The sequence below is a fragment of the Brucella pseudintermedia genome (assembly GCF_008932435.1).
Classification (GTDB): domain Bacteria; phylum Pseudomonadota; class Alphaproteobacteria; order Rhizobiales; family Rhizobiaceae; genus Brucella; species Brucella pseudintermedia.
Map to the genome: position 1 here is coordinate 81,674 of NZ_WBWE01000010.1, position 22,879 is coordinate 104,552.

Sequence of the window (22,879 nt, forward strand, 5' to 3'; positions counted from 1 at the left end):
TGGAAAGCCCTGTCGCCTGCGCCTCAGTCGAAATGCGGCAAGTTGTCTTTGAGAAAAATTTCAATGCGGATGTGTTCCTGGCCCGGCACGATCGCCAGACGATCCGCAGACGCCTTTAGAACCCTGATGGCGCTGCGGATTTCATGGCCCGCATCCTGCGCCAGCACCGCGTGGATGATGCCATCCGTCAGTGCTTTCGAGGTCACGCTGTCGCGTTCATGCGCAATGACGAGCGGGCGATTGGCGCTGTGCTTTGCCAGCGCCTTCACCAGACCGCTATTGCCTGCGCCGAGGCTGTAAATTCCGGCAATGTCGCTGCGCTCTTCAAGCAGCTTGCCGACGAGTTTTTCCACGCGCGGACCCTCATCGAAGCCTTCCAGCACCGGCAATATCTCGCGGCCCGGAAAGTCCGTGTCCATGGCAGTGGCAAAACCGTCGAAACGCTCCCGATGGTCCCGAACCTTCAACGAACCGGCGACGACCGCCAGCGCACCTTCGGTTCCGTTGGCGAAAAGCCCGAGAAGCCGCGCCGCCGTGCGTCCCGCCGCACCGTTGTCGACGCCGACATAATGCGTCCGCGTGGATTGCCCGAGATCCGACACCAGCGTGACCGCGTGAATGCCTCGTTCTTCGAGCCGGGCGCAGGCTTCGCGCACCGGATCGGTATCGACCGCCACGAATGCGACACCGTCGGGCCCGCGTGCGCCGCAATCATCCAGCGCCGCAACAAGGGCCGCTTCATCGAAGGCGGGAACAAGCACGAGATTGATCAGCACGCGCTCGGCCAAGGCCCGTTCGGTCGCAGCTTGCAGTTCCGAGCGCAAGCTCAGCATGAATGCGTTTTCATTATCCGGCAGAATAAAATCGAACTGATAAAGCCTGCCGCGCGCGAGATTGGCGGCACCCACATCGCGCACATAGCCGAGCGTGTTCATCGCGGCCATGACCCGCTCGCGCGTCTTTGCTCTTACGCCGGGGCGTTCGTTCAGCACACGGTCCACCGTGGCGAGGCTGACACCCGCTGTTCTGGCTATATCATGGACTGTAGGTTTCATCCTCGCTCCTCGACGCGGACCATAAGGTCAAAAATGAGGTACGTAAATCAAAAAATGCTTGCTATTCATTTTTCTTCACGTATCAATGATGCTATGAGGATGGGGCGGTGTCGCTTTTGCAGCGCTGTCCGATGGAGTGATCTTGGCGCGACGCGTCTTTGGGAGGATCAGCCATTCAATGAATAAGCAGCTCCAGGGCGGGCTGTTTTGTCGTGCCGAACTCCGGGGGCGGAATACGTTCGGGGCGAGGTTTGCAACCAGCCGGCGAAGGCCGGCGGTGTTTGGAGGAGGAGTGCATGAAACGTCGTAATTTTCTGACCGGCGCGCTGGTTGCCGCGGCTCTGGGCATCGGCGCCATGGCGTCGACGCCGGTCTATGCTTCGCCGGAAAATCCGGTTATCGGTTTTTCTATCGACGATCTTCGCGTCGAGCGCTGGGCGCGCGACCGCGACTATTTCATCGAAGCTGCGGAAAAGCTGGGCGCCAAGGTCAATGTGCAGTCGGCTGACGGCAACGAGGAAAAGCAGGTCAAGCAGGTTGAAAACCTGATTGCGCAAGGTGTTGACGCAATCGTGATCGTGCCGATGAACTCCAAGGTTTTCGACGCGGTGGTGGCCGACGCCAAGGCCTCGGGCATCAAGGTGCTGTCCTATGATCGTCTGATCCTCAACGCCGATATTGACGCCTATATCTCGTTCGACAATGAGCGCGTCGGCTTCATGCAGGCGGAAGCGGTTCTGAAGGCCAAGCCGGAAGGCAATTATTATCTCCTCGGCGGCTCGCCGACGGACAATAACGCCAAGCTTCTCCGCGCCGGTCAGGAAAAGGCCCTCAAGGAAGCCATCGATTCCGGCAAGGTGAAGGTCATTGGCTCGCAGTGGGTCAAGGAATGGAGCCCGACAGAAGCGCTCTCCATCATGGAAAACGCCCTGACGGCTGCGCAGAACAAGATCGACGCTGTTGTGGCTTCAAATGACGGCACTGCCGGTGGCGCCATCCAGGCACTTGCAGCACAGGGACTGGCCGGGAAGACCGCGGTTTCCGGGCAGGATAGCGACCTTGCTGCAGTCAAGCGCCTGATCGACGGGACGCAGACGGTAACGGTCTACAAGCCGCTGAAGCTCATTGCTTCGGAAGCGGCAAAGCTCACCGTCCAGATGGTCAAGGGCGAAACGCCGGAATTCAACGCCAAGCTCGACAATGGCGGCAAGCAGGTCGACACGCTTCTGCTGACGCCAACTGCCGTGACCAAGGACAATATCGATATCTACGTTCAGGACGGCTTCTATACGAAGGAGCAGATATACGGGAAGTAAACCTTTCCGCTAGTTTTGCCCTGAGCACACAATGGGCCGGAAGTTTGGGAGTCATTGCCCCGCTTCCGGCCCTGCTGGATTGTTGGGACTGCTGCTGACAGCGTTGTCCGGCTCAATACTGCAAGGTCGTAAGCGATGTCCGAATATCTTCTTGAGATGCGCAATATCGGTAAGGACTTCAACGGCGTGAAAGCGCTTGACGGTATTTACCTGAAAGTGCGCGCCGGCGAGTGTGTCGGCCTTTGTGGGGAAAACGGCGCCGGCAAATCCACGCTGATGAAGGTGCTTTCCGGCGTCTATCCTCACGGCACCTGGACCGGTGAGATTTTCTGGGAAGGCCAGGAACTGAAGGCGACGGGCATACGCGATACGGAAGCCGCGGGCATCGTGATCATTCACCAGGAACTGATGATGGTGCCGCATCTGTCGGTTGCCGAAAACATCTTTCTGGGATCGGAGCCGACAAGCGGAGGCTTTATCGATTACGACCAGATGAATGCGCGTGCGACGGAACTTCTGGCGCGCCTCAATATCCACGACATCAATGTCGCGCTTCCGGTCTACCATTATCCGGGCGGCAAGCAGCAACTGATCGAGATCGCAAAGGCGATCAACAAGAATGCGAAGCTGCTCATTCTCGACGAGCCGACATCGGCGCTGACCGCATCCGAAACACGTGTCCTTCTCGATCTCATCAAGGACTTCAAGGCGCAAGGCATGGCCTGCGTCTACATCTCTCACAAGCTGGACGAAGTAGCGGAAATTTCCGATACGGTGACGGTCATTCGCGACGGCACGCATATCGCCACAAAACCAATGGCTGAACTGACGACGCCGGCCATCATCACCATGATGGTGGGGCGCGAGATGAAGAACCTGTTTCCGCGCGAGCCGCATGATATTGGCGAGGTCGTTTTCGAGGCGCGCAATATCAATTGCTGGGATGTGACCAATCCCGACCGCAAGGTGGTCGATAATGTCTCGTTCGCGCTTCGGCGCGGTGAAATCCTCGGCATTGCAGGACTGGTAGGCGCGGGGCGGACGGAACTGGTGTCCAGCCTATTCGGCGTCTGGCCGGGCGCTCATGATGGCCAGGTGTTCCTTGAAGGCAGGGAACTGAAGATCCGCACGCCGCGCGATGCGGTTCGGCAAGGCATCTGCATGGTGCCGGAGGACCGCAAGAAGGACGGCATCCTGCCCATCATGCCAGTCGGCCATAATATGACGATCTCGGTGTTGGATCGGTTTTCCCTGCGCGGACTGCTCGACAAGGAAGCGGAACTGGCAACCATCCAACGCGAAATTTTGCGCCTGAAGGTAAAGACCGCGGACCCTATGCTGGAAATCGCATCCCTGTCGGGGGGCAACCAGCAGAAAGCCGTGTTGTCAAAGATGATGCTGCCGGACCCCAAGGTGCTCATTCTCGACGAGCCGACGCGGGGCGTCGACGTCGGCGCGAAATATGAAATCTACAAACTGATCTTTGCGCTTGCGAAGCAAGGCGTTGCGGTGCTGATGGTTTCTTCCGAAATGCCGGAAGTTCTCGGTATCAGCGACCGTGTTCTCGTGATCGGCGAGGGCAGGCTGCGGGGTGATTTCCCCAATGAAAATCTCACCCAGGAGAAGGTACTTGCCGCTGCAATCGGCAAGCCGACAACCAATGCGGCGTGATCCGCAGAAAATCTGACCGGTGCATGATATGACGTTGACAGGCAAAAGCCTCCGAAAATTTCTGGCGGAATATAAAATCGTCGCGCTGCTGATCGTGGTTGCGCTCATCTGGGCGTTCTTTGCTATCCTCACCTATGACCCGGAGATGGGGCGATCGCAGTTCCTGACGGCGCGCAATTTCTCCAATCTTCTGCGCCAGATGGCTATTACCGGAATGCTCGCATCCGCGATGGTGTTCGTCATCGTGGCCGGTGAAATCGATCTTTCGGTGGGGGCGCTTCTGGGGCTGTTGGGCGGCATCGCCGCAGTCCTCGATGTTCTTCTCGGATGGCCGTTATGGGCTACGATCAGCACGGTTCTGGTGCTCGGTGTCGCGCTTGGCGCCTTCAATGGCTGGCTGACCGCCTATCTCGGCATACCGTCCTTCATTGTCACGCTTGGCGGACAGCTTGTCTTTCGCGGCATCGTGCTGGGTATCATGGGCGGCGTCACCATCGCGCCGATCTCGCCGGAGTTCAAATATATCGGGCAGGGTTATCTGCCCGGCTGGCTTGGCAATCTCTGCGCCATTGCCTTGTTTGGGGTGCTGATCCTGATGACGCTGCGCACGCGGGCGAGCAAGCGCAAGCATAATCTTCAGATGCTTTCATCCAGCATGGAAATCACGAGGCTTCTTGGCATCGGCGTCCTGATCCTCGGCTTCATACTCATCCTCAACAGTTATCAGGGCGTGCCGGTTCCGGTCCTGATTTTGCTGGTGATCCTCGGCGCATTCACCGTGATCGCGAAACAGACCGTGTTCGGTCGGCATATCTATGCGGTCGGTTCCAATACCGAAGCGACCCGCTTTTCCGGCGTGAATGTCAATTTCGTCAAGATGGCCGTCTTCGCGCTGATGGGTTTGATGGCGGCGGTAGCGGGTCTGACGACAACCTCGCGCCTGGCGGCGGGCACGCCATCGGCGGGCATTGGTGGCGAGCTCGACGCCATTGCCTCTTGCTTCATCGGCGGCACGTCCATGCGCGGCGGCGTCGGCTCGGTGCTTGGCGCGCTGGTTGGTGCACTCATCATGTCGAGCCTCGACAATGGCATGTCCATGCTCGGCGTCGATACGTTTTGGCAGCAGATCATCAAGGGAAGCATCCTTGTTCTGGCCGTTTATCTCGACATCGTATCTTCGGGCGCGCGGCGCGGATGAAATCCAGGCGCATCATGATTGATGCGCCTGAAACAACAACGTTTCACCCGAACAGGAATGCTCTAACCTTCCTCCACGAATACTTCGTCGCGCTTCTTGCGTACCGATGGAAGCAAAACAACCACGAGAACGGCTGCTGCTATGGCAAGCAGAATAGCGCTGATCGGCCGGGTGAAGAAGGTTGCCGGATCGCCGCGTGACAGGATCATGGCGCGGCGCAGATGTTCTTCCAGCAATGGCCCCAGAACGAAGCCAAGCAGCAGCGGAGCAGGCTCGCAGCGCAGCTTGGCCAGCAGGTAGCCGATAAAGCCGAAAAAGGCGACCGCATAAAGATCGTAGACGTTCGAATTGACGCTATAAACGCCGATGGAACAGAAGGTCATGATGATCGGAAACAGCACATAATAGGGTACTGTCAGAAGCTTCACCCAAAGCCCGATCAGCGGCAGATTTAGAATGATAAGCATGAGATTGCCGATCCACATGGATGCAATCACACCCCAGAACAGGGCAGGCTGTTCCGTTGCTACATTCGGCCCCGGCACGATGCCCTGGATAATCATGGCGCCGATCATCAATGCCATGACCGGATTGGCCGGAATGCCAAGCGTCAGCATGGGGATGAAAGATGTCTGCGCGCCTGCATTGTTGGCGGATTCCGGTCCAGCGACACCTGCGATCGCGCCTTTTCCAAACTCTTCCGGCGTATCGGAAATGCGCTTTTCCACCGTATAGGAAGCAAATGATGCGAGAATGGCCCCGCCGCCCGGCAGAATGCCAAGCGCCGAACCGATAACGGTTCCACGCAGGATCGGTGCGGTCATGCGTTTGAAATCGTCGCGCGTCGGCATCAGTCCCGTGACCTTTGCCATCAGCACTTCGCGGGTATGCTCGCTTTCGAGATTGCGCAGGATTTCGGCAATGCCGAACACGCCCACGGCAACGGCAACGAAATTAAGGCCGTCTGCATATTCCGTGATGCCGAGCGTGAAGCGCGGCGCGCCAGTATAGATGTCGGTGCCGACGAGACCGAGCAGGAGCCCGAGGACGACCATTGCCAGTGCCTTGATGATGGAGCCGTGCGCCAGCGCCACGGACGATACCAGACCCACGACCATGAGCGAGAAATATTCAGCCGAGCCGAATTTAAGCGCGATTTCAGTCAGTGGCGGAGCGAACACGGCTACCAGAAATGTTGAGACAGTGCCCGCAAAGAACGAACCGATAGCCGCAATGGCGAGTGCTGCGCCCGCCCGCCCGCGCCGCGCCATCTGGTAACCATCGATGGCGGTTACGGCAGATGACGATTCACCCGGCATGTTGATGAGAATTGCCGTGGTCGAGCCGCCATATTGTGCGCCGTAATAGATACCCGCAAGCATGATCAGCGCTGACACAGGATCGCCGATCTGGAACGTGACCGGAAGAAGCATCGCAATTGTCGCCGTGGCCCCGATGCCCGGCAGGACGCCGATCAATGTGCCGAGCAACACCCCGATAAGACAAAAACCGAGATTTGCAAGTGTTGACGCGGTGGAAAAACCAAGCGCGAGATTGTTGAAAAGTTCCATATCCGCTCCCCTAGAATGGCCACCAGGGCCCGAAACGCTGGTAGGGCAGCGCGAGGGCATAACTGAACACAATGACGGAGAAGACCGTGATCGCAGCCGCAAGAACGAGTGCTGCGAGCGGTTTCATGCGCATTGAGGCGAAAGAGGCAATGAGGCAGGTCAGGAACAATGACGGCACGAAGCCGAGGCCCCGCACCGTCAGGCCGAAAAATATCGGCGCGGGCAGAATGAAGAACAGACCGCGCCATGCGATCGGGCCCATTGGCTCACCGGAGACCCGTGTCGCCTGGATAAGAATGACCAGTCCAAGCAGGATCAGCACGCCTGAGAGAACAAGCGGGAAATATCCCGGTCCCATGCGCAGCGATGTGCCTATGTCCAGATCCAGCGACTGATAGGCGAAAAAGGCGCCCGTCAGTGTCAGAAGGGCACCACATGATCCGTTGGTCGGATCGATGGAGAATTTCCTTGAGGGCTCGTTCATGGGCTAATCATCTTTCGGATTTGCCGTTGAAAGGGCTATGCCGGAGGCTCGGCATGTGAACTCGACCAGCTACCCCGAGGGCTGCGGTTGCAAGGCGCAGCTTGAGGGAAACGACAGTCAAGGCGCGCAAGATTGCGCACCCTGATTGAAGGCCTGGACGGTTAGTCCGCGTATTGTCCGGCAGCTTCGATGATGGGTTTCCAGCGCGCGACCTCGGATTCCAGCTTTGCCTTCAGCGCGGCAGGCGTCGCATCGGATTCCGATGACGGCTTTGTGCCGAGTTCGGCGAAGCGGGCAACAACATTTGGGTCTTTCAATGCCAACTGGAGCGATTTCGACAGCCGTTCGGTGATTTCGGCAGGGGTTCCCTTGGGAGCATAAATGCCGTGCCAGATGCCCACTTCCATGCCGTCAAGCCCGGCTTCCTTGGTTGTGGGAAGGTCTTTCAGCACGTCGAGACGTTCAGGCGAGGTCACCGCATAAGCCTTGATCGTGCCCGCCTGAATCTGCTTCGTTGTATTGGTTGTCTGGTCACACATGATGTCGACCTGACCGCCGAGCAGGTCCGTCATCGCCGGGCCGGTTCCCTTATAGGGAACCGTGACGAGCGGAGTTTCAATCGCGCTCATGAACAGCATCCCGCAAAGATGCGAGGCCGCGCCGATGCCGGCATTGGCGACCGTTACGGTATCCTTGTTGGCCTTGGCGTAATCGACCAGTCCCTTTAAATCCGTCGGCTCAAGATCCTTGCGCGCCACGATGGTCATCGGAACTTCGGTAACCAGCCCGACATATTCGAAGCCGTTCAATGTGTCATAGGCAAGCTTGCGATAGAGTGTGGCGCTTGTGGCCATGCCGATATGGTGAAGCAGGAGCGTATAGCCATCCGGATCGGCGGTTGCGACGCGCCCCGCGCCAAGTGTTCCGCCCGCGCCGCCGACATTTTCGACGATTACCTGTTGGCCGAGGTCCTTGGACATGGATTCCGCAACAAGACGCGTCACGGTGTCGGTAGGCCCTCCTGCCGAGAAAGGCACGATCATTGTAATCGTTCGTTCAGGATAGTTTTGTGCCTGTGCGGTGAAAGTTGCAGCGAAAATGGCAAATGTCGCCAGAGCGGCGATGGTCTTCCTCATAGTGTCCTCCCAGACTATGTTGCGGCGGGCAAGCCCGTATTCTGAATTCAGTTCCCCACGCCTCTTTGGGCGCTTCGGGCATCAGATGCGATATATCGGCTAACCGCAATAATCGCTTTCGCACCGGATTTGGTTGAATCGGCAATGATTTCCGGTGCGCTTCAAACAGAATGTAGATGCAACCCGGCGGCTTGCCAATGCCTGAGCTTCAACGAAAACGCTTATGCTACCAAAGTCTGGGTAGCTTGTTCTTCCGCTCGACACGGCTCGTTCTGGCGGTGAAATGAGCTACCGCGGTTTGCGCTCGGTCGATTGATCAACTGAGGCCAGATGGTCGACGAGGGACTTGGCGGCTGCGGTCAATTCCTCACGGGACCGCACTGCGATGACAAGGTTTCTTTTAGCCCAGGCATCGGAAATCGCGACAGTCGCGATGGGCAGTGTCTTTCTGAGGCGCTGAGCGGCTGTATGAGGAATGATTGCAATGCCTGCCCCGGCAGCCACCATATTGCCAATTCCTTCAAACGTGCGGAGCCTCGTCCTTATTTTAAGCCTGCCGCCGAGGCGGCTGGCCTGGCTTTCAATATGTTCCTGCAACGCACCGGCGGAAAGACCGATGAACTGCTCTTACAGGATGTCCGGGAAACTCACACGCTTGGAGCCGGCGAGACGATGGTGCTTTGCCACGATCACCACCAACTGATCTTGTGCAAAGGGAATCCGTTCCAGTTCCGTCGTGCCTGCTGCGTCCGACAAAATTCCGATCTCGACAAAACCGCGCACGACGGCTCGGGCAATATCGGCGCTCTGCCGTTCCTTCAACTCCACATCAATGCGGGGATTTTCCGTCATCCAGGTGGCGAGTTTTGCCGGAAGATACTCCGTGATCGCCGCCGTATTGGCCGCGACACGGATCGCTGTTCGCATGGCTTTGGCATGCAATCCCAGTTCGCTATGCATATCGGCCATCTGTCGCATCACTGTTCTTGCGTGATGGACGAGGGCCTCGCCCGCTTCAGTCAACGATACGCCACGCCGTCCGCGCTCCAGAAGCATGACCTGTCCCGCGGCTTCCATATCGCGCAGACGCTCGCTCGCCGCTGGAAGCGAGAGACCCACGTCAGCCGCGCCATGGGTAATGCTGCCGGTATCGGCAACGGCAAGAAAGAGACGGAGGTCGGTAAGATCAAAGCGCATGAGCAATCTTAGCGAGAATCCTGCCTATGGAAAAGCCGAAGGCTTCATCCGGAACTTCCGCATTCCGCCCGACATTCATGCAGCTATAGGGGATGCATGACCTATTCATTCTCCTTGATCCTCACGATCGCGATTACCTTTCTCGGTGCCGGCTTTGTCAAAGGCGTAACCGGCATGGGATTGCCAACGGTCGCGATGGGCATATTGGGCGCGCTGATATCGCCGCTCGCAGCCGCGAGCCTGCTGATTATTCCATCCTTCGTGACCAATCTCTGGCAGCTGATGGCGGGACCGAGTTTCCGTGGGCTCATGCTTCGTCTGTGGAGCATGATGCTGGCCATCGTGGTGGGAACCATCGCAGGAACCGCGGTTCTGGTCGGCGGAAACATTGCAATCACCACATCGATGCTGGGTTTCTCGCTCGTCGTCTATGCAGCCTATACGTTATTTGCCCGTCAGTTGCAGGTGCCGGAAAAGTTGGAGCGCCTGCTATCTCCTGTCACTGGCTTCCTGACCGGCATGATAGCGGGGGCGACGGGAATATTCGTCATCCCGGCGGTCCCCTATTTGAGTTCTTTGGGGCTCAAGAAAGACGATCTGGTGCAGGCGCTCGGGCTTTCCTTCACGGTGTCGACTGCGGCACTCGGCATCGGGCTTTCGAGCAGGCAGGCTTATTCGGGCGATCTCCTGTTGATCTCTGTGCTGGCCATCGTTCCCGCACTGGCCGGGATGTTCATCGGACAGTTTTTTCGCAGCAGAATCCGTCCGGAAAGTTTTCGGCGCTGGTTTCTGATCGGCCTCATGCTTCTCGGGCTTGAAATGGCCTTGAGACCGTTGTTCTCGCTGAGTTGATCAACGGAGAACGATTTTTCTGTTCCGGTAAGCCGATGCGGATTTGCTTTCTTGTTCGAATCCGGCAAGGGCAGGATATTGTCTCACCCCCAAGAGAATAATCTTTGGCTTCAACGGGTTTTCGCTGAAGCTTCCCTATCATCGGCCTGATTGATGGAATGACCCAAAGAGATACTGAACCAAACCAGTCGCGCGCGTTCCGGCTGTTCAAGCCGCTTCTTGCCGGTGCAACGCTGCGGGAACGGTCGATTGCCTGCCTCGGTGCCCTGATCGGTATTGCGCTGACCGGCTTCATATCAAGCATGTTGCTGGGGAACGGCCCGCACCTGCCTTTGATCGTAGCACCGATCGGCGCTTCGGCAGTTCTGCTCTTTGCAGTTCCGACCAGTCCGCTGGCCCAGCCATGGTCGATCATAGGCGGCAACACGATTTCAGCCTTTGTCGGTTTGGCCGTCACTCAAGTTGTCGATGATCCGGCGCTGGCAATCGGCCTTGGCGTGGCTCTGGCCATCGCTGCAATGTCCGTTACCCGCAGCCTCCATCCCCCCGGCGGCGCAGCGGCGCTGACGGCGGTTCTGGGCGGTTCGGCGGTGGCGAAGTGGGGTTTCCTGTTTCCGCTTGTGCCGGTTGCCCTGAATTCGTGCCTTCTGGTTGGCCTCGGCATCCTGTTTCATAAACTGTCGCGCAGGAAATATCCGCATGTGGCGGCTGCCGTGCCGGTCAACAAGCACAGCACGGAAGATCTGCCGCCTTCAGTCCGGATGGGCATTCGCGAGGAAGACATCGACCGCGCCTTGCTTGCCCTGGATGAAAGCTTCGATATTGATCGCAACGATCTTGGACGTTTGCTGCGGCAGGTGGAGCTTGAGGTGTCCACACGTTCGCGCGGCGACCTGACATGCGCCGATATCATGTCACGGGATGTGGTGAGTATCGATGAAGGTGCAACAGCCAGCCAGGCACGCGAGTTGATCTTGCGGCACAATCTGCTCACCTTGCCTGTGCACTCATCCGATGGGCGCCTGAAAGGCGTGGTCGGTTTGCGCGAGTTAATGCATCCGGGCGATGATTTCAGAAACTACATCGTGGAGGCTCCAACCGCTTCACAGACCGATGCGGTGATGAGCCTCGTACCGAGCCTTACCGATGGCTTGGCGCATGCTGTTGTCGTTGTCGATGAAATGCGCCGCATTATCGGTTTGGTGTCCCAAAGCGATCTTCTGAGCACGCTGGCGCGTTCCTTGCCAAATGAAAAGCTGGCGCCTCTAAAAGCGGCATAACCCGTGGGGCACGTGCTTCCCTATTGAATTGGAACGGTTTTCCGGGCAGGGTTTTTCGACCCGGAAATCTGCAGCAGGTCTTCATGTCCGTCCAGCGCGCAAGCTTTTATATTCTTCTGGCACTGGTCACCATCGCCTTCGCGTGGCTGCTGCTGCCCTATTATTCGGCGGTTCTGTGGGCGGTTATTCTTGCCGTGGTATTCTCGCCGGTGCAGCAGCGCCTTGAACGTCTGCTCGGCGGAAGGAAGAATATTGCGGCCCTACTGTCCGTGTTGATGTGCATCTGTCTGGTCATCATTCCGATGCTCGCGATTTTCGGCTCTCTGGTGCAGGAGGGCAACTCTCTCTATCAACGCCTGAGCAGCCGTGAGTTTGACCTGAACAGTTACATCTCCCGCATCCTGGGGGCCTTGCCGGATTCGCTGGAGGAGTGGCTGACCCGGTTCGAGTTGGGCGATTTCGCAGAATGGCGCTCGCGCATTTCTTCCGCCATCATGCAAGGCAGTCAGCTTTTTGCCGGAAGGCTGGTCAGTTTCGGTCAGAACACGCTGCAGTTCTTCATCGGCTTCGGCATCATGCTTTATCTGCTGTTCTTTCTGTTTCGCGACGGCGCGGAGCTTGGACGCAAGATCAGGCAGGCCATTCCGCTCAACGACGATTACACACGGCAGTTTCTGGAAAAGTTCACCGCCGTCATCCGTGCGACCGTGAAGGGCAATATCATCATTGCCGTCATTCAGGGCACGATAGGCGGAGTGACTTTTTGGCTTCTTGGCGTGGAAGCAGCCTTGCTGTGGGGTGTCATGATGACGTTCCTCTCCATGCTGCCGGCCGTTGGCGCTGCCCTGGTGTGGGTGCCGGCAGCGGCCTGGTTCTTTGCAAGCGGGGAGTGGATCAGCGGCGCTGTTCTGGTTTTCGTCGGCATATTCGTGATCGGACTGGTGGACAATCTCCTGCGTCCGCCGCTCGTCGGAAAAGGCACCCGCATGCCCGATTATGTCGTGTTGATTTCCACCGTCGGGGGAATTTCGCTGATCGGGATCAATGGTTTTGTGGTGGGGCCGTTGATTGCTGCGATGTTTATCGCCGCATGGTCGCTTCTGGCAGAAGAGCAGAAGGACAACAATCCCGCCCATCTGCCAAAGAGCTGAATCTCAGGCGACCTTCAACTCCGCGATGGGAAGACCAGTGTCAGTCATCTTGTTGTCGACGCCGTTTTCGTCGAGAAACTGCTTCATCTCGGCATAAGTCTCGAACCATGCACGGTTATACTTGTCGAACAGCGACTGATCCCAATAGTCTTCCAGCCGGAAAGGCTTGTCGCTGAAGACATCATAGCTTGGTATCTTGTAGGTCTCGGCAAATTCGGCTGTACGGCTGTCATAGGTGAAGTAGATGGACGGAACGCCATTGGCCAGCGCCATCAGATTGCCGTGAAGACGATAACCAAGGACGAGCTGCTGCCTGCGCACCAGTTCCTCGTAGTCGGCGACGACATCCGAATAGAACATGCGATGGCGATAGAGATTCTCTATCGTTTCGTCGAAATACCAGTCGGCAGTCCAGCGATGCGCCTTGAGGGCCGTGATGGCCTCCTCCTTCTGCTCCGCTGTCCCGAAGACCATCTTCTTTTCATCGATCTCGCCCTGCGCCATCAAGGTGACATCGAAGCGCCCGGCCATGGATTTGATGAGATCGCGGTGCCGGGTCAGATACTGCTCGATATCCTGTGCATAGGCCGGTGAGACCTCGCGGCGAACCGTAACGCCGACCTGGGCGACGTTTTCCAGCGGCGGCAACTTGATACGCAAGTGCTGGTTGTTGCGGCGAAATGCGGTCGGACAGCCGATGATGCGTACATTGTGGATGCCGATATCGTTGAGCACCTGTGCCGTATAAGCGCCGCGCACACCGATGGACGTTGTGGAATCCGCGATGATGCGCAGGACCGCCTTCGTCTCTTCGGAAAGCTGTATTTCCCCTCTGACCGGCGCTTGCGCTCCGACGCCGAATGCGATGACCGGCAGTTTCAGCCGCTGCAGCACGGGGATCGTGTCACGCCAGTTCATATCCTTGTTGATATAGTTCGAGCCGCGCAGGATCACATAGTCATAATCCTCGCGCAGCTGGTCGATCCTCTCGGGTGAGAAATTGGTAATCGGGAGTTCGGATACCTTCTCGTAATTCATCAGCTTCAAGGATGACTCGAAGACAAAGGCATCGCCGATATTGTGATAATGATTGATGCTGCCCTGAACGTCAGTATGACGATACCAGCGGACATTGTCGTGGTCGTACACTTCTCCCGCAGGGATCATGACGAGGGCGCGTGCCATACGGTCTTCCTTCTTCTAAAGATACAGGCAAGCCAGGCTCAGCTTGCCTGAGAAAGAGCAGTTTCAGAAACTGCCGGTTTCTGTCTGCGCGGTTTTGACTCCCGCAGCCGGTTATAAAGGTCGAGGTGCTCCTTCGCGCAGTCGATATAATGGACCGGATTGCGGATGGACTGATGCAACCTGTCCCAAATGTTCGGCTCGCTCAGAACTTCGGTAAAGCGGTCGGCAAGGTCTTCAGCGCTGCGAACACGGAAATGCAAGCCGTCTTCGCCGTCGCGGATTTTCTCCGCCATACCGCCGATGTTGGAGCAGATGACGGGGCGGCGATGATGCAGGGCCTCCTGAATGACGATGGGTGAGTTTTCCCACCAGATCGAGGGCATGACCACCCAGTCGACCGACTGCATGAGGCGCGGCATTTCAGAATTCTGGTAAGCGCCGTAGAAACGTACACGCGGGCCGGCCTCCTCAATCAGCTTGTGCATGCGTTCCTGAAAAGCAGGCGGCTGTTTTTCCAGATTGCCGCCGAAGATCATCAGACGGGAATCCTCGCCCCAGACCTGTTCCGGCACACGCGATACGGCATCAACCAGTACATCGATGCCCTTGAACGGATTGATCTGCCCGAAAAAAGCGAAACGGCTGCGTCGAGGGTTAGGGCCGGTCAGTTCACGCGGAGGGGTAACATCGTGGATGGCGATACCGTTCTCTATGACTGCCATCTTGTCCGGGTTGAGGCCCCATTCAAGATAGCGATTGGCCAGGAATTCGCTTGGGGACACGAAGGCATCCGCGAGTTCCAGCATACCGCGCACGAAACGTTCCCGCTTGAGGAAACGCGCGGGCGGTATCTGCGGAAAGCAGGCGTGGCAATCGATGGGGGAAGCCTCATTGCAGAGCTTGGATGTGCCGGCTTTGACCATCTGTCCGTCATTGTTGCAGATCGACAGGAACTCGTGAAAAGTCACGAGAATGATGCGATCCGGCAGCGCCTCGCGGATGGCGTAGAGCGTTTCAAGCCCAAGGCCCAGAACATGATGGAAATGCACGATGTCCGGGTCGAAATCGCGTACAAAGCGCAGCAGGTCGCGGCGGATTTCATCGGTGTTCTTGTTCGACAGATAGAAGTGGTCGTATTCATCGGCATGGAACAGGATTTCATCGCTGGCGCGCCGCATGCTCATGAGCGCCGTCGTGCCGTGCCGCGGGATCGGGTGGGCAGCCCGCGCCAGATAGACCGACTGCACGCCCGGAACAGCATTCAACCCCTTGTGCAGATTGTAGGAAGCGATCTCTCCGCCACCGAGCGAGATTGACGGGTGGGCGTGCGAGATGACGAGAACGCGGAGTTTATCGCTCATGCGGGTTCCTCCGCCTTTATCATGCGTCTGCCCGCCAGAATGGAGGACCAGCGTGCGTCGAAGACCTGCCGGTCGATACGCTCGATGAGGGCGATGGTGGATGCCCTGTCAGTGACGGATGTGTCGTCCGCTCCCAGCATCTGTGCTGAAGGCAACCAATAGGAGCGCAGGCCCGATTGTTTCAGTTTCAATCCGAGATCCAGTCCCTTTTCATGGGTGCCGAGATAACCGCGCGTGAAGCCGCCGACCGAAAACAGGGCTTCGCGGGGAAGGATGCAGCATTCGAACGTGGCTGTCGCGACTTCCGTTAACGCCATGCCCGAAACAGCATCGATGGGATAGCCGGCATAGCGGCTGATCAGGGCGCGGTCCGCCGACATGCCGGATTGCGGCCCCGCAACCCAGGTTCCAGCCCAGCGAATTGAATCATCCTCATAGGCGAGGGTGGGAGACAGAACGCAGTCCTTGTGCGCTTCATAGGCGCTGACGAGTTTGTTCAGCCATCCGGCGCGGCGCGGCAGCAGCGACCCGGCCAGAAAGATGACCTGATCTGTTGTAACCGTGCGAGCGCCGACTTCCAGCGCATCGTAAAGGTCTTCAGACCCGGTGGCGGAAACGAGGCGGATGCGCAGGCGGTAGAAATCCGCAAGTCGCCTGATCTGCACGCCGATGCGGTCGATGATCTCGCTCGCAGCCGAAACCACGATCGGAGCGATACGGGTTTCCGGGTCGAGTGCAAGAAGTGCCAGCAGAGGCTCGACCTCCTCGACGCGCTCATCAATGCCGATGATGATCGCAGGTCCTATTGCATCCTCGAAGGGGCCGAGATCGACAACGCCAAATACTTCAGGCGCTGGACGATTGACGCCGCGCAGCAAAGGAACGAGTTGCTGGTCGACGATATGGCGCAAAGCCCATGCATTTGGGTCAGTGGCGCGGATTTGCCGGACAATGGCATCCCGCGAAGTCACGCGGGTAGGCGTCAAGGGGAAGAACGCGCGCCGCCCATCGCTGATCGCAAGTTCGAGATAGAAGGGTGCGGTGCTATCACCGGCAAGTTCCGGCGCGAAGGCGACGAAACCATGGGCATGACGGCTGGGGTCGAGCCCGGCATTGAATGGCGGCTGGTTGTCGAATTCGCGGGTAACATCGGGCCGGTCGATGCGGGTCCAGGTCGTGTCGATCTGGATTTCACCGCGATGGCGGCGCAACTTCACGCTTTCCACATGGCTGTCGGGATCGAGCAGCCAGCCGGAAACCAGCATGCCGCTGCCTTCCACCCGGAACACATTGTCTATTCCCATTCTCACGGGAAAGGGAAGGCTGGATACCGTGTCGGCACCGTCGAAGCGGTTTGCGGCAGACCGCATGCGCAGCAAAATGTCAGTCGAACTGCGTACCCGAGGCAAGATCGCCCGAATATGGCCGGGTGTCTCGCGGGAGCCGGACAAGAGCCTGCGGTCATAGACTTCGGTAAAACGCCAGCCGCGCCGCCCGCGAAACAGAAGCCGCTCAATGTCAGTCGGTTCGACAGGCTCATTGGCAAGCAGAAGACCGGCAAACCCGGAAGCTTCATCATTCAGGTCGGGCCGTGCAAAGACACTGATTGCGCATTCCGCGAGCGAAGGAGCCTTGCCGCTGATCAGCAGACGGGTAACGGCGGGCGTCAGGTCCTGCGCCCAACCCTGAACGAAAATCTCGCCCTCGTCGCTGCCGCCGATGAGTTCAATGCAGCCATCTGAACGGGCTCCCGCCTGCAATAGAACGGTGATGGCAGAAAGTTTCTTGCGGCTGATGGGGCCGGAGATCAGCCCCTCCACCAGCTCGTCGATGACGCCCGGCAGGCTCGGTCCCGCAAGATCGCCGATCATGGCGACAAAATCGGCGATGGAAGCCGAGCGTGAAGCAAAATTGTAGCGCGCTACTTTGGCCCTGTGCTGGAACATGATCGTCTTCAGGATGCCCCGGCGCAAAGCAGCCGTGGGCACTATGGCAACAAAACCATGCGTTCCGGCAGGCGAAGGCTCCTTGAGCGGCCAAGTGACCAGGCTTGTCTTCACGCTCATGGCGGGATCGCCATTGAGAAAAGCCGTCACCTGATCGTTGGTGGCGCTGCCGATGCCGAGCACCAATATCAGCGTGTCTTCGATCACGCTGCCGACCACCATTTCGCCCTCCATCATCATGGGGGGACGATCCGGAGACCGGGCAGGTCTTGCAGCTGGCTGCTGCGCGATAGGTCTTTCGTCTTGCGCCATGGGAAGGGTTCCTCAGGGCATGACCGCAAGCGTCAGCAGGGCGCCGGCGACGAAACCTGCCATCACGAACATCAGCATGAACAGGAGCTTGATATCGCCGCTGCTGCGCTTGCGCACATCTTCCATCCGCTGTTCCAATCCGGCGACAACACCGTCCATGCGCATGATGTGCACATCTAGCTCGGTCATGCGCTGATGAAGATCGGTACGCAGGCCGTCGACGGAACTGGCAATATCCAGCAGCTCCGCCGGGGCGGCATTGCCGGATGCATCAAGGGTTGGCGCGACGCGCTGCAACGAGCGCTGATTGACCTGCAATTGGCGTTGGGCTGCCATCAGCATGTCGAGCTTGTCCAGAATGCGTGTCATGGGAGCGGCGATGAGCGCTTCGGCAGCCTGTTCGTCAGGCTTCGGCACGCGCAGTTTTTGCTCGGTGCCAGCCGCATTGGCGGCGACGACGACAAGTTCGCCCGCCCGCGCGGCGGCGAATTGCGGCAACATCACTTCAAAAGCGTGTTTGCCGTCGCCGATACCGTTGCGCTTGAGATCGGGTCGATCCTTGTCGGCGGGAGCTTCTGCGATAGGCTTGTCGTCCAGAAGAACGCGGATCAGAAGGCGTTCGGTCGGAACCGATGGATCGAAAGCCCAGCCGTAGAGACGGCCTTCTTCAATGGCGTCAACGCGTCCTTTCATGGCTTCGGTCCTTTGAGGTCCGGCGGCGGCATTGGATGTCGCTGCCTGCTTTGCTTCCCCCTCGGATGGAACTTTGGTCGCGATGTTCATGATTTACCTCTCATGCTGCCTCGACACGCGCGATACGCAATGTCCCGATCAGATCGAGATAGCGTGCCGCCGTGGTGTCGATGGTGTCCGAATGACGCGCATTGTCACTGAGCGACTGGCGCAAATCCGGGTTTTCCGCCATTCGGCGCATCGCCTGGGCGAGTGCCAGCGGATCATTCGGCGGAACGGTGAGGCCGTTGACCTCATGTTCAATCATTTCGGCCATTCCACCGATATTGCTGCATATGACGGGACGGTTCTGTCCTTGTGCTTCCTGAATGACGAGCGGCGCATTTTCCCACCAGATCGACGGCATGATTGCGCAATCGACATGTTGGAGCAGTTGGCCAATATCTTCCCGACGATAAGCACCCCGACGCTGGACGAATGGCGAGGTTTCGGTAAAGAGCCCATCAATTTCGCTGACGAAGCTTTCGCTTTGAAATGGTGCTGCGCCGTGCACACGCAATTCGAAATCGAAGCCCTCCGAAATGAGTTGCTGCGCTGCTTCAAGCAGGACCGTCGTGCCCTTCCACGGATTGAGATTGCCGAAATAGCCGAAAACAGGTTTGCTGCGCTCCACCTGCCAGGTTGCGACCGCGGGACGTTCCGGCTGGCCATTGGGAATGACACTGATAAGTTCTTCCGCGAGCCCCCATTCGACGTAACGCTGCTTGAGAAATTCGCTCGGCGAAACGAAGGCATCGACAGCACTCAAAAGCGATTTGATATGCCGTTCGCGCAGCACGAATTTGTCCAGCGCAATATCCTTGAAACAGGCATGGCAGCGGTCGGGACTTGCGCCATGGCAAAGTTCCTTGCCGGTCGTGCGAACCATCAATCCATCATGGTGGCAGATGGGATAATAATCGTGCAAGGTCAGCACGATACGGCAATCCGGCAGCGTGCGGCGCACGATATGCGGAAATTCGGCGCCGAGCAAAAGCAGGTGGTGCAGATGAACGATATCCGGCCGGAAATCGTTCAGCAGTTCCACAATGTCCGGAACGATCCCGTAAAGGTCGATCTGGCTCATGTAGAAACGGTCGAAGTGACCCGACCAGAGCAGGATTTCATCGCCGCCGCTGCCTATGCTCTGGAAGCTTGTACCCGGGCGGGCCTCACGATGTACCTTGTTGGTGGCGCCCATGAACATGGCTTCGCAACCAGCGCGCTGATAGGCCCGAAACAGATCATGCGCGAAAATTTCCGTTCCGCCGGGATGGAGCGACGGATGGTTGTGGGCTGCTATGAGAACGCGCTGGGCCATCAGGCAGCACCTCGCGATGCGATGAAAATATCCTGATAGTGGTCCGCCTCGATGCCGCGCCAATGACCGAAGGATTTTGTTTCGAGCGTCAGCTTGGCCCCGGCAAGTGCACGATCCAGAAAACCGTTTTCAAACCCGACTGCCGCAAGCGGCGGCAGTTCGGGCACGAACCAGCATGGTCCGCTGCCATGGCGCTCAAATGCAAGCCGCTTGTCACGCTTGCCGTGACGGTCGCGCGCGGCCACATCGTCCACGACGAAAGCCGTCATGAACAATTTTCCGCCGGGGATAAGCACACGGGAGATTTGATCAAGATAGGTTTTGACCTCGTCTGACGGCAGATGCGTGACCACCGATGTCATGATGACGAAATCGAAACTGTTGTCCGCGAATGGCAGGACAAGGCTGCGTCCGTTCACTGCACCCTTTGGATTATAGAGATCATGGGCGATATCGATGTGACGAAACTCGAAATTCGGATAGCGCGACGTGATGTTCTGGCGGCACCAGTTTACGCCGCCCGCCACGGGATCGATGCCGGAATAGCGGGCTTTAGCCGGGTCGAGATATTGCGTCAGTGGCACGGCCATGCGACCGATGCCGGAACCGATGTCAAGCACGCGCGCGTCGGGCCGAAGGCCGCCTTTTCGAATGAAGTGTCCGAGAAACTCCGCGCCGACGGCGCGATAATCGCCATCGCCGACGAATACGCTGTTCGGGTCGGGCGAGGGCAGAAAACGGTTCTTCAAAACAGACTGCATCAGCCAGTCGATCTGCGCATCGGGTATTGCTGGTTTGGCTTCAGGTTCTGGCTGTTTCAGCGCTACCACATCTGTCAAGCGGCGCTCCTTTCAGATTTGGTCATGATCACATTCGACAGGTCGACGGTGCGCTCCTGTTCCCGTGGCTGGGCCATCAACTCGGTAATGTCGTCGTCCCAGCGCTGCGTGTGCAGCCAGGAATTATATTGGCTGGCGAGGCCGCGCATGTAATCCGCGCTACGACGGATCGAGCGGCGCTCGAAGTGATAAAGCGCTACGGAAGGCTCGTAGAAAATCTGGAAGCCGAGTTGCCTGATCTTCAGGCAAAGATCGCTGTCCTCGTAATCGCCAATGACATAGTCCTCCGTGTAACCGCCGACGAGATCGAAGATATCCTTGCGGGTAATGAGGCAGGCGCCGGTGACGCCCGGAACTTCGCGGGACCGGAGTGCTGGCGGATAGTTGCCCGGCATCCCCTTGTAGTAGTGATGGTTCAGCCAGATGCCTTGGCGGTCACGCGCAAAATAAAGCCCGGCATGTTGAAGCGAGCCATCCTCGAACAGAAGGCGAGGGCCGATTGCCCCAAGCTTCGGCTGGTCGAACAATGGCTGGATCAGTTGCTGCAGCCAGCCATGTTCCGCGGGCACGACGTCGGAGTTCAACATCACGATGGTCGTTCCGGTTGCTATGCTGGCCCCTGCATTGCAGGCACGCGCATAGCCGCCATTGCGGTTCATGATTGCGAGCTTGAACGGCATATCGTGCAGAATGTGCAGCCCACCCAGCATGTGCTCGGTGTCGTCCTGAATTTCAGGGGAATCCAGCACGAAGATAAACTCTGCATTGTCCAGCAGCCATGGGTCGGTTGCCATGGATGAAAACTGGAAACGCAGGAAATCGAGGTTGCGATAAAGCGGGATAACGATCGATGCGAGCGGCGAGGCTGGCGTCGTTCCGTATTCCTTGACCTCGGATATATGCACTGTTGCGGCGAGCTTCTTCTCTACTTCTGTGAGAGCTGGTCCCAGAATATGCGAGAAGACGTGTGGCCTTGCCTGTTGCGGCGGTACGGATCGCAAAATGCGATTGCGCTGCGCCGATGACTCGAAGGGCTGCGGTGCGGGCACGAGAGGGGCGGTCGCGCCCGATGCGAGGCGCAACTGGAACCGTGGCTGCAAAAGCGGTCCGAGATTTTGCACCGAAGGAAGCCAGGCAACAAAGCCTGTTACATCCTGTTGGGGCGCATCTTCGCGCTTGGCTATCTTGCCGGGAAATTTGTGAAAGTTCGGCTTCAGCGACACTGCGCTTCCGTTTTCCGGGAGATATTCGATATCCGCCAGCATGGCGGCGGGATCATGCATCCATCCGCCCACGATCAAGCCGCCGTCGAGCGCCAGAGCGAGGTCGATTTCCGCTGCGGGATGGGTGGCGGACTGTGTGATCTGGCGGACGGGCAGCGGGGTGCGTGTTTGCAAATCAATGGCGACTGCCGCACCGGCAAGGCTCAGTTTGCCAAGCTGGCGAACCAGAAATTCGCGCAATGCGCCGTTGCCCTGCCATTTGGTCCACCATTTGGCAAAATCTGTCGGTTCGCCAGTTTTCACAAGCTTGCGAACGGCAACACCTTTCTGACCCGTGAGTACCAACAGCAGCGAGGAGGGTAGGTCTTGCGGTGCTTCCAGCAGAAGATGGCAAGGTTGCCACGCATTGCGCGTCTGCTTGCCAACCACAAAGCGCGGCGGAATAACCGTCACGCTGCCGGAGGTGATGCCATAGATAGCCGAAATCTCGCCCAGCATCGGGTCGACCGCTGTTTCCAGGAGATGATGTCCCTGAACCGGTTCGCCGCAATGCTGGGCCTCGCGCGGTTCCGGCGTCAATGCGAAAGTCAGGTCACGCACGAGGGATGCGAAAGTCTGGTTTCGCGAAAGCCGGAAAGTGCTGCGCCACGTGGTCAGAATGGTGGTGAGAAGCTTGATATGTCCGGGAAGCGTCAGATCGTTCACAACATATTCGATATCGAAAGGGGCAAGTTCCTTCGCCGGATAGAGGATTGCCTGCGCCGTTGGGCCGAGAGAACCAGCCGAGAGCGAAAGCTCTGCGGGTTCATCGCCAGTGCGCATGGCCCAGAACATGCGCAAGCCGCCATTTTCGAGCGGAATACCGACGCTCAGCAGCGGAACCGGCTGAACCGGCATTTCAAATGTGCATTTGGTGGTCGTGCGGGCCGTGCCTGGAATATCCCAAATGACCACAGCCACGTCGGCGCAAAGACGGCAAATGGAGAGGTTCTCGGTTTTGCTTTCAATGTCCGCCGAATGGTCGAGGTTCAATGTTTGGCCCTTTCATT

General features: G+C 58.0%; 17 protein-coding genes and 1 pseudogene. 6 read left to right on the plus strand and 12 right to left on the minus strand.

Features of this window, described 5'->3' with window-relative positions:
- Positions 1-23 precede the first annotated feature (23 nt).
- Positions 24-1,055 (minus strand): LacI family DNA-binding transcriptional regulator, encoded by a 1,032-nt coding sequence (locus F9K78_RS13990; RefSeq protein ID WP_121985149.1) that lies wholly within the window; start codon positions 1,053-1,055, stop codon positions 24-26.
- Positions 1,056-1,351: 296 nt separating this feature from the next.
- Between F9K78_RS13990 and xylF the strand changes: the two genes are divergently transcribed.
- From xylF to F9K78_RS14005, 3 genes are all read left to right on the plus strand, one after another.
- Positions 1,352-2,371 carry a D-xylose ABC transporter substrate-binding protein gene (xylF, locus tag F9K78_RS13995; RefSeq protein WP_121983727.1) on the plus strand — a complete coding sequence of 340 codons (1,020 nt, stop codon included), beginning with the start codon at positions 1,352-1,354 and terminating at the stop codon, positions 2,369-2,371.
- Between the two features lie 135 nt (positions 2,372-2,506).
- The gene (locus F9K78_RS14000; protein ID WP_121985148.1) at positions 2,507-4,042 is read left to right on the plus strand and encodes a xylose ABC transporter ATP-binding protein; all 1,536 of its coding nucleotides are present in this window, start codon (positions 2,507-2,509) and stop codon (positions 4,040-4,042) included.
- Positions 4,043-4,070: 28 nt separating this feature from the next.
- A complete protein-coding gene (locus F9K78_RS14005; RefSeq protein ID WP_121983729.1) occupies positions 4,071-5,240 on the plus strand; it encodes a sugar ABC transporter permease in 1,170 nt (389 codons plus the stop codon).
- Positions 5,241-5,302: 62 nt separating this feature from the next.
- On the opposite strand, the gene F9K78_RS14010 is transcribed toward F9K78_RS14005, so the two are convergent.
- The 4 genes and pseudogenes from F9K78_RS14010 to F9K78_RS14025 form a co-directional block, all read right to left on the minus strand.
- The gene (locus F9K78_RS14010; protein ID WP_121983730.1) at positions 5,303-6,811 is read right to left on the minus strand and encodes a tripartite tricarboxylate transporter permease; all 1,509 of its coding nucleotides are present in this window, start codon (positions 6,809-6,811) and stop codon (positions 5,303-5,305) included.
- A 10-nt stretch (positions 6,812-6,821) separates the two neighbouring features.
- The gene (locus F9K78_RS14015; RefSeq protein ID WP_121985147.1) at positions 6,822-7,295 is read right to left on the minus strand and encodes a tripartite tricarboxylate transporter TctB family protein; all 474 of its coding nucleotides are present in this window, start codon (positions 7,293-7,295) and stop codon (positions 6,822-6,824) included.
- A 161-nt stretch (positions 7,296-7,456) separates the two neighbouring features.
- Complete coding sequence (locus F9K78_RS14020; RefSeq protein WP_121983732.1) at positions 7,457-8,431, minus strand: tripartite tricarboxylate transporter substrate-binding protein; 975 nt, start codon at positions 8,429-8,431, stop codon at positions 7,457-7,459.
- A 288-nt stretch (positions 8,432-8,719) separates the two neighbouring features.
- A pseudogene (locus tag F9K78_RS14025) lies at positions 8,720-9,628 on the minus strand (LysR family transcriptional regulator).
- Between the two features lie 96 nt (positions 9,629-9,724).
- Between F9K78_RS14025 and F9K78_RS14030 the strand changes: the two are divergent.
- The 3 genes from F9K78_RS14030 to F9K78_RS14040 all read left to right on the plus strand — a co-directional run bounded on the left by F9K78_RS14030 (position 9,725) and on the right by F9K78_RS14040 (position 12,911).
- Complete coding sequence (locus F9K78_RS14030; protein WP_121985146.1) at positions 9,725-10,480, plus strand: sulfite exporter TauE/SafE family protein; 756 nt, start codon at positions 9,725-9,727, stop codon at positions 10,478-10,480.
- A 158-nt stretch (positions 10,481-10,638) separates the two neighbouring features.
- On the plus strand, positions 10,639-11,760 hold the full coding sequence (locus F9K78_RS14035; protein WP_121985145.1) for an HPP family protein: 1,122 nt from the start codon (positions 10,639-10,641) through the stop codon (positions 11,758-11,760).
- A gap of 83 nt (positions 11,761-11,843) precedes the next feature.
- Positions 11,844-12,911, plus strand: a complete 1,068-nt coding sequence (locus F9K78_RS14040) for an AI-2E family transporter (RefSeq protein ID WP_121985144.1) — start codon at positions 11,844-11,846, stop codon at positions 12,909-12,911.
- Positions 12,912-12,914: 3 nt separating this feature from the next.
- On the opposite strand, the gene F9K78_RS14045 is transcribed toward F9K78_RS14040, so the two are convergent.
- The 7 genes from F9K78_RS14045 to F9K78_RS14075 are packed head-to-tail and all read right to left on the minus strand — an operon-like array spanning position 12,915 to position 22,862.
- A complete protein-coding gene (locus F9K78_RS14045; protein ID WP_121985143.1) occupies positions 12,915-14,096 on the minus strand; it encodes a polysaccharide pyruvyl transferase family protein in 1,182 nt (393 codons plus the stop codon).
- A gap of 38 nt (positions 14,097-14,134) precedes the next feature.
- A complete protein-coding gene (locus F9K78_RS14050) occupies positions 14,135-15,457 on the minus strand; it encodes a glycosyltransferase family 4 protein (RefSeq protein WP_121985142.1) in 1,323 nt (440 codons plus the stop codon).
- Complete coding sequence (locus F9K78_RS14055) at positions 15,454-17,715, minus strand: glycosyltransferase family 2 protein (RefSeq protein ID WP_121985141.1); 2,262 nt, start codon at positions 17,713-17,715, stop codon at positions 15,454-15,456. The genes F9K78_RS14050 and F9K78_RS14055 overlap by 4 nt, the downstream gene beginning before the upstream one ends.
- A gap of 12 nt (positions 17,716-17,727) precedes the next feature.
- Positions 17,728-18,498 (minus strand): hypothetical protein, encoded by a 771-nt coding sequence (locus F9K78_RS14060; protein WP_121983740.1) that lies wholly within the window; start codon positions 18,496-18,498, stop codon positions 17,728-17,730.
- 10 nt (positions 18,499-18,508) lie between these two features.
- Positions 18,509-19,768 (minus strand): glycosyltransferase family 4 protein, encoded by a 1,260-nt coding sequence (locus F9K78_RS14065; protein WP_121985140.1) that lies wholly within the window; start codon positions 19,766-19,768, stop codon positions 18,509-18,511.
- Positions 19,768-20,607: a class I SAM-dependent methyltransferase gene (locus F9K78_RS14070; RefSeq protein WP_151682246.1), complete on the minus strand. Its 840-nt coding sequence runs from the start codon at positions 20,605-20,607 to the stop codon at positions 19,768-19,770. The genes F9K78_RS14065 and F9K78_RS14070 overlap by 1 nt, the downstream gene beginning before the upstream one ends.
- Positions 20,604-22,862, minus strand: coding sequence for a glycosyltransferase family 2 protein (locus F9K78_RS14075; protein ID WP_121985138.1), 2,259 nt, complete (start codon positions 22,860-22,862; stop codon positions 20,604-20,606). Before F9K78_RS14075 ends, F9K78_RS14070 begins: the two co-directional genes overlap by 4 nt.
- Positions 22,863-22,879 lie beyond the last annotated feature (17 nt).